General features: G+C 37.6%; 16 protein-coding genes, 2 tRNA genes and 2 riboswitches. Of the genes, 11 read left to right on the forward strand and 7 right to left on the reverse strand.

Annotated elements, in window-relative coordinates; all coding sequences use genetic code 11:
• The first annotated feature begins 3 nt into the window (after positions 1–3).
• Together M948_RS30700 and M948_RS30705 are read left to right on the forward strand one after the other, a co-directional pair.
• Entirely contained in the window at positions 4–1020 is a 1017-nt protein-coding gene (locus tag M948_RS30700; RefSeq protein ID WP_031335301.1) for a FecCD family ABC transporter permease, read from the forward strand.
• Positions 1021–1066: 46 nt separating this feature from the next.
• Positions 1067–2050, forward strand: coding sequence for an iron-hydroxamate ABC transporter substrate-binding protein (locus M948_RS30705; protein WP_021290292.1), 984 nt, complete (start codon positions 1067–1069; stop codon positions 2048–2050).
• Between the two features lie 49 nt (positions 2051–2099).
• On the opposite strand, the gene M948_RS30710 is transcribed toward M948_RS30705, so the two are convergent.
• Together M948_RS30710 and M948_RS30715 are read right to left on the reverse strand one after the other, a co-directional pair.
• Positions 2100–3050, reverse strand: a complete 951-nt coding sequence (locus M948_RS30710) for an ABC transporter substrate-binding protein (protein WP_021290293.1) — start codon at positions 3048–3050, stop codon at positions 2100–2102.
• A gap of 25 nt (positions 3051–3075) precedes the next feature.
• Positions 3076–4134, reverse strand: a complete 1059-nt coding sequence (locus M948_RS30715) for an NAD(P)/FAD-dependent oxidoreductase (protein ID WP_021290294.1) — start codon at positions 4132–4134, stop codon at positions 3076–3078.
• 199 nt (positions 4135–4333) lie between these two features.
• Positions 4334–4439, forward strand: a riboswitch (SAM riboswitch).
• Positions 4440–4577: 138 nt separating this feature from the next.
• Positions 4578–4681, forward strand: a riboswitch (SAM riboswitch).
• 63 nt (positions 4682–4744) lie between these two features.
• On the opposite strand from M948_RS30715, the gene M948_RS30720 reads away from it, so the two are divergent.
• The 7 genes from M948_RS30720 (at position 4745) to M948_RS30750 (ending at position 10350) form a co-directional block, all read left to right on the forward strand.
• The gene (locus M948_RS30720; protein ID WP_021290295.1) at positions 4745–5776 is read left to right on the forward strand and encodes a methionine ABC transporter ATP-binding protein; all 1032 of its coding nucleotides are present in this window, start codon (positions 4745–4747) and stop codon (positions 5774–5776) included.
• Positions 5766–6416, forward strand: coding sequence for a methionine ABC transporter permease (locus tag M948_RS30725; protein ID WP_021290296.1), 651 nt, complete (start codon positions 5766–5768; stop codon positions 6414–6416). The genes M948_RS30720 and M948_RS30725 overlap by 11 nt, the downstream gene beginning before the upstream one ends.
• A 20-nt stretch (positions 6417–6436) precedes the next feature.
• Positions 6437–7255 (forward strand): MetQ/NlpA family ABC transporter substrate-binding protein, encoded by an 819-nt coding sequence (locus tag M948_RS30730; protein ID WP_021290297.1) that lies wholly within the window; start codon positions 6437–6439, stop codon positions 7253–7255.
• Between the two features lie 25 nt (positions 7256–7280).
• On the forward strand, positions 7281–8489 hold the full coding sequence (locus tag M948_RS30735) for a M20 family metallopeptidase (RefSeq protein WP_021290298.1): 1209 nt from the start codon (positions 7281–7283) through the stop codon (positions 8487–8489).
• A gap of 147 nt (positions 8490–8636) precedes the next feature.
• A tRNA-Ser gene (locus M948_RS30740) sits at positions 8637–8729 on the forward strand.
• 493 nt (positions 8730–9222) lie between these two features.
• Complete coding sequence (gene proC, locus M948_RS30745; RefSeq protein ID WP_187370457.1) at positions 9223–10041, forward strand: pyrroline-5-carboxylate reductase; 819 nt, start codon at positions 9223–9225, stop codon at positions 10039–10041.
• Between the two features lie 12 nt (positions 10042–10053).
• Positions 10054–10350, forward strand: a complete 297-nt coding sequence (locus tag M948_RS30750; protein WP_021290300.1) for a TIGR04104 family putative zinc finger protein — start codon at positions 10054–10056, stop codon at positions 10348–10350.
• Between the two features lie 45 nt (positions 10351–10395).
• Here M948_RS30750 and M948_RS30755 read toward each other — a convergent pair whose 3' ends face one another.
• Together M948_RS30755 and M948_RS30760 are read right to left on the reverse strand one after the other, a co-directional pair.
• Positions 10396–11079: a deoxynucleoside kinase gene (locus tag M948_RS30755; protein ID WP_021290301.1), complete on the reverse strand. Its 684-nt coding sequence runs from the start codon at positions 11077–11079 to the stop codon at positions 10396–10398.
• A gap of 16 nt (positions 11080–11095) precedes the next feature.
• Positions 11096–11746, reverse strand: coding sequence for a deoxynucleoside kinase (locus M948_RS30760; protein WP_021290302.1), 651 nt, complete (start codon positions 11744–11746; stop codon positions 11096–11098).
• Between the two features lie 186 nt (positions 11747–11932).
• On the opposite strand from M948_RS30760, the gene M948_RS30765 reads away from it, so the two are divergent.
• Positions 11933–12005 (forward strand) — tRNA-Arg (locus M948_RS30765).
• Positions 12006–12320: 315 nt separating this feature from the next.
• On the opposite strand, the gene M948_RS42785 is transcribed toward M948_RS30765, so the two are convergent.
• A complete protein-coding gene (locus M948_RS42785; protein WP_081674651.1) occupies positions 12321–12518 on the reverse strand; it encodes a DUF3221 domain-containing protein in 198 nt (65 codons plus the stop codon).
• A gap of 769 nt (positions 12519–13287) precedes the next feature.
• Between M948_RS42785 and M948_RS30770 the strand changes: the two genes are divergently transcribed.
• The gene (locus M948_RS30770) at positions 13288–14379 is read left to right on the forward strand and encodes an oxidoreductase (protein ID WP_021290304.1); all 1092 of its coding nucleotides are present in this window, start codon (positions 13288–13290) and stop codon (positions 14377–14379) included.
• Between the two features lie 67 nt (positions 14380–14446).
• Here M948_RS30770 and aguA read toward each other — a convergent pair whose 3' ends face one another.
• Positions 14447–15556, reverse strand: a complete 1110-nt coding sequence (gene aguA, locus M948_RS30775) for an agmatine deiminase (RefSeq protein WP_021290305.1) — start codon at positions 15554–15556, stop codon at positions 14447–14449.
• A 186-nt stretch (positions 15557–15742) separates the two neighbouring features.
• Positions 15743–17131 (reverse strand): sigma-54 interaction domain-containing protein, encoded by a 1389-nt coding sequence (locus M948_RS30780; RefSeq protein WP_021290306.1) that lies wholly within the window; start codon positions 17129–17131, stop codon positions 15743–15745.
• Positions 17132–17199 lie beyond the last annotated feature (68 nt).

Consider the following 17199-nt stretch of genomic DNA (forward strand, 5'->3'; position numbering starts at 1 on the left):
CTAATGCGAGACAAGGCTGATCAGCATCGAACAAAAAAGCGTGTCGCTATTATTTTACTATTTATCTTGTTAATCGCAATCACATTTGTTATTAGCGTAAATGTTGGTGCTATACATCTCTCTCCTGCAGAGCTATTTCAAACCATTCTAGGCAATGGAACCGACCAGCAGGAACTTATCTTATTTGAATTTCGTCTGCCGCGTATTATTATAGCTATGCTGGTTGGGGCAGGATTAGCTGTATCTGGCTGTATCCTGCAAGGTGTAGCTCGTAATCCATTAGCAGAACCGGGCATATTAGGGATCACAACTGGAGCAGGCTTAATGGTTGTCTTAGCGCTTGCCTATATTCCACCTGATCAAAGTCTTCCAGTTGGAGTCATGCCATTTTTATCTCTAGCTGGCGGAATTGTAACTGCGATTATTATTTATCTGCTTTCGTTTGATAAACATAATGGATTAATGCCCAACCGTTTAGTACTTAATGGGATTGCTGTAGCAGCAGGTTTAAATGCTCTTTTAATTGTAGTATCTTTACAACTGCCTGAACAACAATATGATGTGTTGGCAGTATGGATGGCTGGTCGTATATGGGGGGCTGATTGGCGATTTGTTCTTACCTTATTACCATGGGTACTTGTATTATTACCATATATTAGTTTGAAAGCACGTACATTAGATGCCCTTACATTTGGAGATGAAGTAGCAACGGGATTAGGAGTAACGGTAGAAAAAGAGCGATTAAAGGTGGTAGCTGCCTCAGTAGGCTTAGCTTCTGCTTGTATTTCAGTTAGTGGCGGAATCGCCTTTGTAGGATTGATTGGTCCACATTTAGCTAGGAAGTTAATTGGTCCCACACATCGTTTTCTTATCCCATTATCGGCGATTGCTGGAGGATTGTTACTATTGGCTGCAGATACAATTGGTAAGGCGATCCTTCAACCATCAGAAATACCAGCTGGCATTGTTGTAGCTATTATTGGTGCACCTTATTTCTTGTATTTATTAACTCGTTCGTAGTACGAATAGTGTTTTAAAAAAATGGATAGGAAAAGGAGTTATGTGGATGAAGCAGTTACGTATTAGCTTCGTTTGTCTGTTTGTTTTAGTATCCCTTGTAGCTTGTGGATCTAGTAATGAAGAGGGAAAAGTCAATCAAGAAGGAGAAAGTGACACAGCAAATAAACAGGAAATATCTGATGAAACCCGTGTTTATAAAGGACCACAGGGGGAGGTAGAGATTCCTGCTAACCCAAAGCGTGTAGTGATAGCTGATCAAGATTATGTTGGTTATGCTTTGGCATTAGGTGTTACGCCAATCGCAACGACAGGTTGGATTTTTGAAACACCTTACTTCAAAGACCAGTTACAGGATACAAAAAAAGTAGGTGATAAAACATCCATTAACATGGAAGAGGTTATTGCTCTTGACCCAGATTTAATTGTCACTTATTCAGAAGATAAAAATGAGGAATTATCAAAAATCGCACCTACTGTCTTAATACCTTATGCAACTTATGGTTATCGCGATATGTTAACGGAGTTTGGGAAGATTCTAAATAAAGAAGAAGAAACCAAAGATTATTTTACGGCGTTTGATAAGAAGATCGAAGAAAAGGAAACAGAATTAGATGATGTCATTAAAAATGATGAAAAAGTAGTTATCTTAGAATTAGCTGAAAAAGAAATGTATCTATTTGGTGAGTCTTACGGTAGAGGTGGAGAAATCATTTACAATGAACTCGGTTTAAACGCACCAGAGAAGGTTATTGAAGTTACAAAAGAAGAAGGCTGGGCTTCGATCTCATTGGAAGCTGTGCCAGAATATTTAGAGGAAGCAGATCATATCTTTATGGGTGTCCGTGAGACGGAAAATGGGGACACAGAGGAAAGAAAATCCGATGTTACCTCATTAACCATTTGGGAGAACTTGCCTGCGGTTAAAGACGGAAATGTATATGAATATGAGGTTAACAATATGTATTTTACGGATCCAATAGCTTTAGAACATCAATTAGATTTTATTGTTGATAGTCTAAAATCAGAGTAAACGTATGATCATAAAAAACCCCTTCCACAAAAAGCGAAGGGGGTTTTTACTACTCTTCTTGTTCTTTTCGTTCAATAATTTTATCAACAAGCAAACCAATTTGTTCTTTTACTGCGATTGGGTCGTATCGATAGAAGGTATCAAAATCATTATAAAAGATTTGATCTTGCTTATTAGCATTTAAATTTTGCCATACAGCTGAGTCTTTTAAATCTTTAAGAGCAGTTCCTTCATTTTCTGGATCGTAGGAAGTTAAAAACATATAATCAGCAGCGTATTCTGGAAGTACTTCTAACGATATTTGTTTCGTACTTTCACCACCTGCGTTCTTTTCAGGCATTTTTAATCCAAGGGCATTGTATAAGGCTTGCCCACCTCTGCCAGCATTTTCACCAAATGTCCATAGTTCACCTTTATTGGTCAGCTCATATATCCCAAATGTATCATCTGAGTCAATAATACCCTCTAATTTTTTTCTACCTTCTTCGGCTTCTTGATTAAATTCCGTCATAAATTCTTCAGCTTTTTCAGGTGAACCGACGATATCACCAAATAGATTAACTGTTTCCTCAATATCAGATGTTGTACCGTAAGGGATATGAATCGTTGGTGCAATTTTAGATAATGCCTCATAATTATCATCATACATGACAACAATTAAATCTGGATCTAATTCTAATACCTTTTCCTCATTTAATGGATAGCCGACATCTGTAGCATCTTTTAGAAGATCTGCGATAAATGGATTATCAAACGCGGTCGGTTCCACTCCGACTACATTTGCTCCTACAGAAAGTAATTCTCCACCATAGTAATCGGTAACAATTCGTTCCGGATTCGATGGAATTTCAACGGTACCTTTGGCGGTTTCGAATTCACGCGTGCTATCTTCTTTTTCTTGGTTACTCTCATTTTCTTCGGCGTTATTGCTCCCACTACATGCTGCTAGGAAGGTTAATAGAATAATGAGCAATACATAGATAAATTGTTTCTTATTCATTCGTGTACTCCTTTTTAAACATCGTTTAAGATGATGATTGGTATAAATGCTTCAAAAGTTCTTTGTTTTTCGCATTAAATTTAGCGTTATGAGAAGATACTCTTGCTTTGGCAGCTGCATCTGGCTCTAGTAATAATTTGGCTTGGTTAACTGCATTAGCTGCGTCTACAAAAGCCCCTGCAATTAAATGAACTTTACCATCAAAGGCTAGTATATCGCCAGCAGCATAAAGCCCTTCAACGGATGATGCAGATTTAGATGTGCCTTTTACAAAGAAATCGTTTTCTATTTCAATATGAAGGGGGCTTTCTTTAATAAAGGTTAGTTCCCTTTCATAACCGTAATTAATAATTAGATCATCTGTTTCTAATCTTATTGACTCGTTGATTTCATGGTTATGAATACTTACCGCGTCAATTAGATTTCCTTCTTGATTTGCATGCAACTTCTCTATCGTTGAATTGAGATGAACATGGACGGATGAATTCATTAATTGCTGAATTTGGGCCTCATGACCTTTAAATTCATTTTTGCGATGTACAATATGTACTTGATTAGCAATAGGCTCAAATTCATTTGCCCAATCAATTGCAGAATTGCCTCCACCAGAAATAATAATGTTCTTTCCTTTAAAATGTTCAAGGCTTTGTACCGTATAGTGGAGATTGGTTACTTCAAATCGATCTGCTCCTTCAATATCGATTTTAATCGGATTTAAAATACCACCACCAACAGCGAGGATAACGGTTCTACTTACATATTGATTCCCAGAGTTAGACGTAAGGACAAATAACTGATCTTCATTCTTTTCGATTTTTGTGACTTTCTCATTTAGAACGATTTCTGGATCAAAAGTCACAGCTTGTTCCGCCATTTGATCAATTAATGTTGCTCCAGTTACTGGGGTTAATCCGCCAACATCCCAGATCATTTTTTCAGGATATACATGTACTTTACCACCTAGTTTCGGTTGATATTCTATGATGCGAGTGGATAAGTCCCGCATGCCGCTATAAAAAGATGCATATAATCCTGCTGGTCCGCCACCAACGATCGTTACATCTGTTATATCTGAATTTCGCATATAAGTACCTCCTCCATTTATGATAATGAGAATCATTATCACTAATTTTATTATACAGAAATTTTAGAGGAACGCAATAAACGATAGGTAAAATTACATAAAGGAAAGCGGAAAATTTTAAAATTTTTTCAAAATAGTGATTGACAGAATGAAAGAAGCGTAGTAATCTAATAATCATCATAATTATATTAACGAATACTTCTTATTCAGAGAGGTGGAGGGAATTGGCCCTAAGAAACCTCGGCAGCGGACTGTTAAAAGTACTGTGCCAAATCCAACAAGCTACTGTGCTTGGAAAATAAGAAGAGAGCGCCACATATGGAATCTCTTCTTGATTAAAAGGAGGGATTTTTCTTTTGTAAACACCTTTAAAACCGATTCATCAAGGATTGTATGATCGATCGTGAACACAAAATGTTTACATGTTCATAAAATTTTAATACTTCTTATCCAGAGAGGTGGAGGGACTGGCCCTAAGAAACCTCGGCAGCGGACGATTAAGTACTGTGCCAAATCCAGCAAGCGAATGATGCTTGAAAGATAAGAAGAGGGTAATGGATAGCCTCTTCTTTGATGAAGAGGCTTTTTTATTTAGAAGGGGAGTGACAGCATGATTACGTTTGATCAAGTAACAAAAATATATAACGGCAAAGAACAGCAAGTAAAAGCATTGGATCAGGTGAATTTACAAATTGAAAAGGGAGAAATATATGGTGTGATTGGTTTTAGTGGCGCAGGAAAAAGTTCTCTCATCCGCTGTGTAAACCTATTGGAGCGACCAACTTCTGGGAAAGTAATCGTAGATGGTCAGGACATACTCAACCTTTCAGCAAAGGAATTAAGGGAAGCAAAACGAAGCATTGGAATGATATTTCAACATTTCAATCTATTAAACTCGAAAACGGTGTATACCAATGTGGCTATGCCTTTATTATTAGCTAATATCCCAAAAAATGAAGTGAAAAAGCGAGTTGACGATTTATTGGCATTTGTAGGACTAGCGGATAAGGCAAATAGTTATCCTGATCAGTTATCAGGAGGGCAAAAACAGCGTGTTGGAATTGCACGTGCATTAGCCACAAAGCCAAAGGTGTTGTTATGTGATGAAGCAACGTCAGCACTCGATCCAGAAACAACCAAGTCGATATTGCAATTATTAAAGAAAGTAAATGAAGAATATAATTTAACGATTTTAATCATTACTCATGAAATGGGTGTAATTAGGGAAATTTGCGATAAAGTGGCCGTTTTGGATAGTGGAAAAGTGGTGGAAGCTGGTTCTGTATTTGACGTATTTTCCCAACCTCGAACAGAGATAGCCAAAAATTTTGTACGTTCCGTGATGCATGATGAGATACCGGAATCGGTTTATCAACTCGTAAAAGCACAAGACGAACGACATCAGATATACCGTATTGTATTCGTTGGATCTTCAGCAGGCGCTCCGTTACTATCGCAAATAGCTAAGCAGTATGCTGTCGAAGTGAATGTTTTATTTGGGAGTATTACGGAGTTACAAGGTATTCCTTTTGGCAATTTAATTGTCAAATTTGATGGAGACGAAAAGGAAATTAACCGAGTGATCATGCATATTCACCAACAAGATGTCACGATAAAGGAAGTGTTAGCAGATGTTAGTTGATAACCAACAAATTGTAGCAGCATTATGGGAGACAATCCTAATGGTTGGTATTTCTTTACTTTTCTCCTTTGTGATAGGACTTATATTAGGAATTCTATTAGTGGTAACAAGGAAAGGACATTTATGGGAGAATAAAGTGGTTTTTACGGTTTTGAACGCATTTATAAACATCTTTCGATCAATTCCATTCATTATACTTATGGTCGCTGTCATTCCGTTTACCAGATTAGTGGTTGGCACATCAATTGGTACTGCGGCAGCAATTGTCCCAATGATTTTGTATGCAGGTCCCTATATTGCTAGATTAATTGAAAACTCTCTATTGGAAGTTGACCCAGGAGTAATGGAAGCAGCTCAAGCAATGGGGGCAACACCGTGGCAAATTATTATTCGTTTCCTTATTCCAGAAGCGTTAAGTTCTTTATTATTAGGTATCACTATTGCAACCATTGGGCTAGTAGGCGCATCTGCGATGGCAGGAGCTGTTGGCGGTGGTGGTCTTGGTGATCTAGCAATCACCTATGGATACCAACGCTTTGATACAACGGTGATGCTGATTACAGTTGGTATTCTTGTCGTTATGGTTCAAGGACTGCAATCAACCGGTAATTTCATTTCTAAGAAAATAAGAAGAAGATAAGATAAAAAGGAGCGAACAGCATGAAAAAATTATTTGTGTTTTTAGCACTTATTCTATCAACAATCGTTATTACTGCTTGTTCTAGTAGTGATGCAGCTACAACAGTAAAGGTAGGGATAAGCGGATCCGACACAACCATTTGGGAATATGTAGCCAAAAAAGCAAAAGAGGAAGGGATAAATGTAGAGATCGTCCGATTCTCTGATTATGTGCAGCCAAATCTAGCTTTAGCTGAAGGTGAAATTGATGCAAATGCTTTTCAAACGGTATCTTATTTTGATGCCTTTATAAAGGAGCATAATCTAGATTTAACACCAATTGCCACGACCGTTATTGCGCCAATGGGATTGTATTCTGAAAAACATGATCAACCAGAGGATATTCCAGAAGGTGGAACGATTGCCTTAGCGAAAGAAGCGACAAACATGGGAAGAGGTCTCCTTCTTTTAGAAGAAGCTGGTTTAATTAAGTTAGAAGAGGGATTTGATGGCAATGGGTCACTAGACAAAATTGTTGAGAACCCAAAAAACCTTCAGTTTGAATTATTAGTTGCTGGTCAAACCCCTCGTGTATTACCAGATGTGGATGCTTCGATAATTAATAATGGTATTGCTGTTGATGCAGGATTTAGTCCGTTAGATGACGCTATCTACCATGAAGATGAAACAGCAACCCCTTATATAAATATCATTGCCGTCCAAGAGAAAGATAAAAACAATGAGGTATTAAAGCAATTAGCGGAAATTTATCAAACAGAGGATGTTGCCAACTTTATAGAAGAAGAACGAAATGGAAATTCTATTCCTACATTTGTTCCGTTAAGTGAAATCGGTCATTAATTAACAAAAAACGAGGTGAGCAAGGATGACAGTTGCAATTGATCGAACAACAAAATTAAAGAAACAAATTGCTGCGTATATTGATGCAAATTCAGAAAGATATATAGGAATAAGCCATGCAATCCATGAAAATCCAGAAATCGGAAATCAGGAAGTTTACGCAGCAAAAACACTAACTGATATTTTGGTAGAGGAAGGCTTTGAGGTAGAAAAGGATATCGCAGGACATCCAACTGCCTTTATTGCCAGAAAAACGGGGAAAAACAAAGGACGTACAATCGGTTTTTTAGCAGAATACGATGCATTGCCGGGTATAGGTCATGCTTGTGGCCATAATATGATTGGCAGCCTTAGTATTGCTGCTGCCATTGGTCTTAGCAAAGTCATTGATGAGATTGGTGGTGAATTGGTAGTACTTGGGACACCGGCTGAGGAAGGTGGGCCAAATGGCAGTGCGAAAGGAAGCTTTGTAAAAACAGGCCGAATAGATGATATAGACGCTGCGATTATTGTTCACCCAGGTGCTGAAACAAATACTACTCGACCAACGTTGGCTGTTGATCCATTGGATTTTGAATTCTTTGGGAAGCCTGCGCACGCATCTGCCTATCCTGAACAAGGGATTAATGCGCTGGACGGAGTAATCCAATTATTTAATGGAATTAATGCACTACGTCAACACCTTCCAAGTGATGTACGTATTCATGGAATTATAACAGATGGTGGAGATGCGCCTAATATTGTACCGGAATATGCTAAGGCACGCTTCTTCATCAGAGCAGCCTCACGAACCGTCTTAGATGATGTAACAGCTCGTATTAAGTCAATAGCAGAAGGAGCAGCATTGGCAACGGGGTCCAAGGTGAACGTTTCTGCATTCCAAAATCAAGTAGATAATTTTATTATAAATCGTTGTTTTGATGATGTATTTACCCAAGTAGTGGAGGAGTTAGGAGGGACTGTTCATACAACGGATCATACTGCACTTGGCTCGACGGACGCAGGAAATATAAGTCAGGTTATTCCAACCATTCATCCACATATTAAAATTGGTCCAAGTGATCTAATAGGGCATACGGAAGCATTTCGGGATGCTGCTAAATCAGAAAAAGCGGATCAAGCTTTGATTATTGGAGCAAAAGCAGCAGCATATACTGCTTTTCAATTAATTACGGATAAAACAGTATATAAACGAATACAACGTGAGTTTCAAGAAAGAATAAAGGAAAGGTAAGAGTTAGGTTTGAAGAAATCTTGCGAAACCAGGATTTCTTCTTTTCTTTTTACGTAATATTTATCTGCTAATCAAAAGAAAATTATGAAATCTGATTTTCTAATTGACAAGCTTATCCGACCGTGATATAGTATATTCTGTTGCCACGGAGGTATACCCAAGTCTGGCTGAAGGGAGCGGTCTTGAAAACCGCCAGGGGTGTAACAGCCCGCGGGGGTTCGAATCCCTCTACCTCCTCCATTTAAAAATTAGCGCATAAAATTTTGGAGATAAGAAAACCGTTACTGTGTAGCGGTTTTTTTCGTATTTTATAAGAAAATGCTCTTTCATTTCTTATAGAAAAGCTTTCATTGTAAACATATAATTACTATAACCTTATTATACTTAATTATAGATGAACTTGACATTTCACGTATTTCAGCATATAGTACATATCTAAGCCAATACTATAAAAAGGCAGTGAAGAGGCTAGTAGTACCATGTACGTACGAAAGAGAATGGGATTCATCGGCTGAAAGATCCCAACGTCAACGACGGGTATGAACCTACCTCTGAGCCGTTAGTTAAAAACTGACCGCAGATAAGACTGTGTTAAAAATAAAAGCTGGACATAGGAAATCTATGTCAATTTAGGTGGTACCGCGGAAAACCCTTTTCGTCCTTCATATTGGATGAAAAGGGTTTTTTTGATTCTTAATTCTAATTTAGTAGCAATAACCTAGAGGAGGTTTTGATAATGAATAAAAAAATAGCTTTTATTGGTGCAGGATCCATGGCTGAAGCAATCATTTCAGGTATGGTACGTGCTGAAATTGTAGATAATGAAAAGATCATCGTTACAAATCGGAGCAACCGAGAACGTATTACGCGGTTAGAACAGCGCTATCAAATTAATAGCATGATGGATAAGGAAAAATTGACAACGGATACGGATATCATCATTCTTGCTACGAAACCATACGATATGGAGCAGGCAATTGATTCAATTAAGGCTTATGTTACAACAGATCAATTAATTATTTCTGTTACAGCAGGCATTTCTACGGAATCCATTCAAGAATTATTTGGCATTGAGATTCCAATTATACGGGCAATGCCCAATACTTCCGCATCCATTGGCTATTCTGCTACGGCACTTGCAGCAGGAATCCATGCTAGTGAAAACCATATGAAGGAAGCAAGGGTACTTTTTGAAACAATAGGAACAACAGAAATTGTAGATGAATCCGATATGCATATCGTTACAGGTATTTCTGGAAGTGGGCCTGCTTATATATATTACCTCGTAGAAGCAATGGAAGCAGCAGCCATATCATCTGGACTAGATAGGGATACGGCCAAATCGTTGATTGCTCAAACGATCCTAGGTGCTGGCGAGATGTTACAGCAGTCAGAAGATACTGCTGCGGCATTAAGGGAAAAGATTACAAGTCCAGCAGGAACCACACAAGCGGGTATCGAATCCTTAAAAAGAAACGATTTCCAAAAGATTATTATGGAATGTGTGCAAGCTGCCCGTGATCGGTCCATTGAATTAGGGAATGAAAAATAAGGAGGCGGATCCATGCCAATTTGTGCTCATTGTGAGAAGCAGTGGGAGTATGTAGATACATTGAAACGTTGTTTTCGAATAAAAATGCCATGTCCTTATTGTGGTGAAGCAAATTATCATTCTGCACAGAGTCGGAAAAAAGAGGCGATGAATTCCATTATTATGCTTCCTTTTATCTTTCTAATGAATATGATTTTCGACTTTTCCGTTTCTGGATTATTTATTATGGCGGGGATTTTACTAATGTTTATTCTAGCAATCGTGCCATTTTCAATCGAATTGAGCGAAGAAGAGGAAGCACTATGGTAGAGGTATTCTTTTGTTAACAAAAATGCGCCCTGGTATGGGCGCATATTATTTGATTAATTCTCTTGATTTCCAACGTCTCGATTGTTGAATAAAGTGTCCAACCTTTTCTAGGATTGGTTCGATTGATTCCTCTTGTTTCAAGAGATCATAATCGGAAATATTAATTCTTAGTATTGGGCAGGCGTTAAAATTATTAATCCAATCTTCGTATCGTTTATACATTTCTTTCCAATAAGAAATAGGTGTGTTTTTTTCCATTTCACGGCCTCGAGATTGAATTCGATTAATAACATCGTCAAGAGAGCCTTCTAGATAAATTAACAGGTCTGGATGTGGGAAGTATGGTGTCATTACCATTGCATCGAATAAGCTTTTATAGGTCTCATAATCGGTTTTTGACATGGTCCCATTATCGTAATGCATTTTCGCAAAAATCCCTGTATCCTCATAAATGGAACGATCTTGTATAAAACCTCCACCATATTCAAATATCTTTTTCTGTTCTTTAAATCGTTCCGCTAGGAAGTAAATCTGTAAATGAAAGCTCCAGCGCTCAAAATCATGATAGAATTTTTCTAAATATGGGTTCGTATCCACTTTCTCTAGTGAAGTTTTAAATCGTAGTGCTTTTGCTAAAGCATGAGTCATGGTTGATTTACCTACTCCAACTGTGCCTGCTATGGTAATGATACTATCATTTGGAATATGGTATTTTTCTCTTAAATTCATGATTGTTTCCCCTTTTTTAACCTTTTCTTACTTCTGAAGTAACCTTTTGTAGCTGTTCATCCACTTGGTTAATAATTTGTTCTAAATGTTTTTGGTATCGAACAAAATCAATTTCATCTCCATTCACTCGAATAACAGGAATATCAGGATGCATGATTTCGAATTCATTCATATAATTTTCATAGTCCTGTGAAAGTTGAGCGAGATAAGAAGTTTTAATATGTTGTTCGATTTCCCTGCCACGTTGATGAATTCGATTTATAATCGTATCCAAACTACCATGTAAATAGATCATCATATTTGGTACAGGCATATCCTTTGTTAAGATATGATAAATTTGCTCGTATTTCTCAAATTTATCCGCTGGAAGGGTACGTTTTGCAAAGATCATATTTTTCGATATATGGTAATCAGCGACCACTGCTTTATTGTCGCTGAGATATTTTGTCTCAATGTCTTCCAATTGTTTAAAACGATTGCAAAGGAAGAACATTTCTGTTTGAAAACTCCATTCCTCGATATTTTCATAAAATTTTCCTAGAAATGGGTTTTCCTCCACAATTTCCTTTAACAAATGATAGTCAAAATGCGAGGAAATCTTTTTGGCCAATGATGTTTTTCCTATACCTATTGGCCCTTCAATGGCGATAAAAGGAGCTCTTGCCATTACTTCATCCTCCAATCCATATCTACCTAAACACATGTATTATATTTTATCATACAAGCAAATCGAGTACCATGTATAATTAGATCTGATACTTTTCAAGTCTGCCACAATTTTGTATAATGAATATTGCTTGGTAAAAAAGCCTGTAGATCAGATAGGGTCAAAACGATTGTCTTTCTATATCATGCCCCCGTAGCTCAGGGGATAGAGCATCGGTTTCCTAAACCGTGTGTCGCAGGTTCGAATCCTGCCGGGGGCGTCTCTAGAAACCTAATTATAACAGTAGTTGGAGGCTTATTACAGCCTCCTTCTTTTTTGTCTAAAATGTCTAAGTGGTCACAGAATGATAACCTTTAGTTTGTTAAAGCGAATTCTTGTTTTTATTTTCTTCATCAAAATCTGAAGAAATAAAGTTAAGCCCTGCCTTTTTGGGCGATGAGAGTTTTTAAATTTAAATGTGACTCCGAGTAGTAGGTATATGAGAGTGAGGTAATTAAAAATAGTCCCATCCTTAGTTGGCTAGGGCTATTTATTTTTCTATAATTTCTATTTTAACGGCATGTCCACTAGGTGGCTAACCTTCCCATATACTATCAAACCATACTCGTATCGGCTGACCTACTTCTATCTCATCTAAATTAATATCAACATCTGATAAATTCACAGACATTGCATCTGGATAGCTTATTCCCAATTTACTCTCTTCATATTTTTCCAACAATTCCTCTTGCCAAGTAGGTGCAAATAAAAAAGTAGTTTCGTTTTTTTGTATTACATAACCTTCTTTTCCTGCATCTCTAGGTAGATTTTTTGGCGGGAAATCTTGATTTAGGTCCTTTTGTTGATTTTTCCATTGTTAGTACAACCTACAACAAAAATTAATAATATGATTAAATAACAAAGAGATATGCTTGTTCTTAACAAACTTCATAACCTCCATAATATTGTTTTATACATATCAAACATGATCCCGCAGGAGTCTACGTATTTTCCTGCATGTGTATCGGTATTTATTTCATTCCTATTTTACCGCTCGGCTGTTACCAGTTTTTTGAAATTGGACAATCCTTTTTGATTAACCTAATGTAATAGGTGAAATGCGGTAAAATGCTCTTATAGGTTTCCTCGCAAGTTCGAATCCTGCCGGGGGCGTAATAAAACCAATTTATGTTTAGATCCCTTTATAAACAAAAAATAAGTAGGCAGCTACCTACTTATTTTTTTATATAATGTTTTTTAACTTCCCATTGTAAGTTTGTTTGTGTGTTCATGTTGAGTTTCTTTGCTAATAAATTAGCAGCATTAAAATCAGTGAAAGTTTTACACGAGTGGCTGTTAGAGTCCTTCAACATTTCAGTTGTCCCATTAATAGTTCTGGAAAGAACAAAGATATGGATCAACTCCTTTCGACTTAACCAAAGCCTAATTATATTATCTCATAGATTAATTAATGTGTATAGTTTGGATGTTTAATTTCACTACCAATTGGGAAAGTAAGAAGAAGATGTGTATTTTTAACGACGGAAAGTAGGCTGAATGACATGAATAATTTATTTGAACAAGCATATTTAGGAATGCAAATCTTAAAAAATCGTTATATCGTGGCACCGATGACAAGAGTAAGTTCAGAAAAGGACGGTACGCCAAATGAGCGCGTAAGTGAATATTATGAACGCTTTGCTAAGGGTGGATTTGCCGCAGTTATCACTGAAGGAGTGTATCCAGATACAAAATATAGCCAAGGTTATGAAAATCAAGGGGGACTAGCAACCGAAAAGCATGCAACCCATTGGAAACCAATCGTAGATCGTGTTAAATCGCATGGTTCACTCATGATTGCTCAATTAATGCATGCAGGAGCACAATCGCAAGGGAGTTATTATTCAGATGTAACGGTTGCTCCTTCCCCGTTTTCACCTCCTCAAGATAAAGTGGAAGTTTATGGTGGCAGTGGTCCATTTCCTACTGCCAAAGAGCTATCGGTAGAAGAAATGACTGAAATCAAGCAAAGCTTTGCACAATCCGCTATCTATGCCAAGCAAGCTGGATTCGATGGGGTTGAGCTGCACGGCGCAAATGGTTATTTACTAGATGAATTTCTATCGGAAATTAGCAATCATCGTACAGATCAATATGGTGGAAGTGTGGAAAATCGTCTTCGCTTCTTAAAAGAATTAATTGAAGAAGTTCGAGCAGCTATCGGTGGAAACATGATCCTTGGCATTCGGATTTCTCAATTGAAAGCGACAAATGGCAGTTATAAATGGCCAGGAGGAGAAGCAGATGCTGAGATTATCTTCTCTGAATTAGGTAAAACCGATATTGATTATATTCATATTTCGGATGATGACGCAGCCACATCAGGATTCGGTGAAGGTACGATGACGATGTCTGAAGCTGCCAAAGCATTCTCTGGGAAACCAGTTATTGCTTGTGGTCAATTAGGTGATCCAGAAAAAGCTTCAACTGTGATCGAAAAAGGCCAAGCGGATTTTATTGGTGTTGCCCGCCAAGCCCTTGCTAATCCTGATACCCCAAACCGCGTAAAAGAAGGCAGACCGTTAGATAAGTGGGATGGGAAAGCAATTATGACACCAAAAGCCTATATTAAAGATTTCGAGTTAGAAATGTAACGTAACAATGAAATCCCAGTGGGAGCAATTGCTCTCACTGGGATTTTTTCATAAATGTATTTTCCAATTATTTACCGTTATAAGGTAACGGCTGCTGTTGAGTAATACAGTGGATGTTACCACCACCGACGGATATTTCCCGGGTGTTGATTGGAATTATTTTTCGATCTGGATACATTTCTTTAAACTTTTCAATCGCATAAACATCTTGAGGATCATCAAATGTTGGTAAAATCACTCCACCATTACATAAATAACAATTAATATATGTTGCTATAAAGGTTTTCTTGGATGTTCGTTCAAAACTGTGATTGGAAAAATCGATTTCTAGGCTTTCTGATTCACTCAAAGTCACTTGTTGGGGCAGATGCAATTTATGAATCTTCAACTTCCGCCCCTTGGCATCCGTAGCCTCTTGGAGTATCGTAATGGCTTCTTGAAGCACTGGATATTGTGGGTGATCTGGATCGTCTGTCCAACCAATGGCAACTTCACCTGGTCGGACGAAAAACACCACTTCATCCACGTGGCCATCTGTTTCATCGCCGATTAAACCACCTTTTAACCAAATGACTTTCTCAATACCTAAGTATTGGCGTAACTTTTCTTCGGTTTCTTCTTTTGTCAACTGCGGGTTTCGATTCGGATTTAGGAGACATTGTTCAGTCGTAATAAGTGTTCCTTGCCCATCTACGGTAATTGCTCCACCTTCTAGTATGAAGTCATTCGCATCATATCTATTGATTTGTTCAATTTCCAACACTTTTTGTTTTACAAGAAGGTCTTTATCCCATGGATAATAAAGACCTTCCTCTATACCGCCCCAGGCATTAAACCCCCAGTCTATGCCTCGAATGTTGCCCTTATCATTAGTAACAAACGTTGGTCCAATATCGCGCATCCAGGCATCATTAGATGATAGTTCCACTATACGGATATCGTCCGGTAAAAGTGCACGAGCATTTTCAAATTGTTCTGCCCCTACACACATTGTAACTTGCTCAAACATTGAGATTGCCTTAGCTACCTTACTATAAACTCTCTGAGCAGGTTTAGCTCCTGATCTCCAAGTGTCTGTTCTGGTCGGCCAAAGCATCCATGTACCTTTATGATTTTCAAATTCCCCAGGCATTCTATATCCGTCTTGTTTAGGTGTACTATATAGGTCAACTACCATGTCCATCCCCCTTAAAATAAGTATCTTTAACATCTATGCAAATTTAATGCCATTTTCAATGCCTTCCAATTGATTTAGATTGTTATTCTTATCAGCATCCTTTCTATTTGAAAATAATCGTTATAGACTTAATTATAGGATTGAGTTAATTTCGGTTCACTCCGTTAGGAACGGGGGAAGCTTATATTAAATGTTGTATTTTTTTAATCTTCGCATGAAAGAAGATTGGGTTATTCCTAGAGATTGAGCAGCTTTTCTTGTTGATTGGTGCTCCATTTGTGCTTCCTGAATGACTTTCTTTTCAATTTGACCTAAAAAACTGGGGAGGCTTTGCCCATTTAAACTAAAAGCAGTTTTTTTCTTATGGTGAAATTCCTCCAGCACTTCTTCTGATAGGTCTGTTTTTTCAATTGTAGTTGATTTTGCGGTAACTACTAATCTTTCTACCATGTTTTCCAACTCACGAATATTGCCTGGCCAACTGTAATTTTTTAGGTATGATAACAAGTCTTTGCTCAGGTAAGATGTTGTTTTATACTTGGTTTTAAACAAGTCAAAGTAATGGTAAACCAGAGGAAGGATATCATCTTTCCGTTCTCTTAACGCTGGAATATGGATCGAAACAACATTAAGTCGATAATATAAATCCTCTCGAAATTGTTTATCCTCTACCATTTTTAAAAGGTTTTGGTTGGTGGCAGTTATAATTCGCACATCTACCTTCTTCAGATCTGTTGAACCAATTGGAATAAATGATTTATTTTGTAATAGTTGAAGCAGCTTTGGTTGTAGAGCCAATGGCAGTTCTGCAATTTCATCAAGAAAAAGAGTTCCCCCATTTGCCTTCTCTACCAAACCAACTTTTCCTCCACTATTTGCGCCTGTAAATGCCCCTTTCTTATAACCAAATAACTCCGATTCCAGCAATGTTTCTGGTATTGCTCCACAATTGATTTCTACAAACGGCTTGTCAGGTCGGTTACTTCTTTTATGAATTTCCTCAGCTATCATACTCTTTCCGACACCTGTCTCCCCATTTAGGAGAATGGTTGCATCGACTTTGGATACCCTGCTTATTAAATCCAACATTTCCTCATGCTTCTTACTTTTTCCGATGACTACTTGCTTTTTATTTACTTCGTTTTGTTTTTCCTTCATTAATTGTAATTCTTCCCAATATTTTTGCAAAAGTGTTTCTGCTTTTTCTAATTTAAATGAAGCTCTCACTGTTTCTGTGATGTCTTTAACCTGTACTAGGATATATTTCGTATTATCGGTTTTGATGTTGACTAAATATCCAGTTGCTAAATATTGCCGCCCTTTCGAGGTTTGAACCTTTGTGACGGTCTCTTTTTTTTCTAAGACAATTTTTGTGACAGATGGCGTAAATAGTCCGTTATTTTCCAACTCCTTCACATTTCTGCCTATCACCTGAGAGCGCGGCGCCCCCATTTGTTTCGTACTTGTATCATTAATCCATAGTGCAACCCCATTGCAGTCAGCAATAAAGATGCCATCCTTTAAATGGTTAAAAATATGATGAAAGTGACTATCTTCAAAAAATTTTTTGTCCATATCCCTCTCCCCTTTATAGGATGAACCGAAATTGATTCGATTCGATCCAAAATCAACTCGAATTTAAA

It is taken from the genome of Virgibacillus sp. CM-4 (genome assembly GCF_000445495.1).
GTDB classification, from domain to species: Bacteria; Bacillota; Bacilli; order Bacillales; family Amphibacillaceae; genus Virgibacillus; species Virgibacillus salexigens.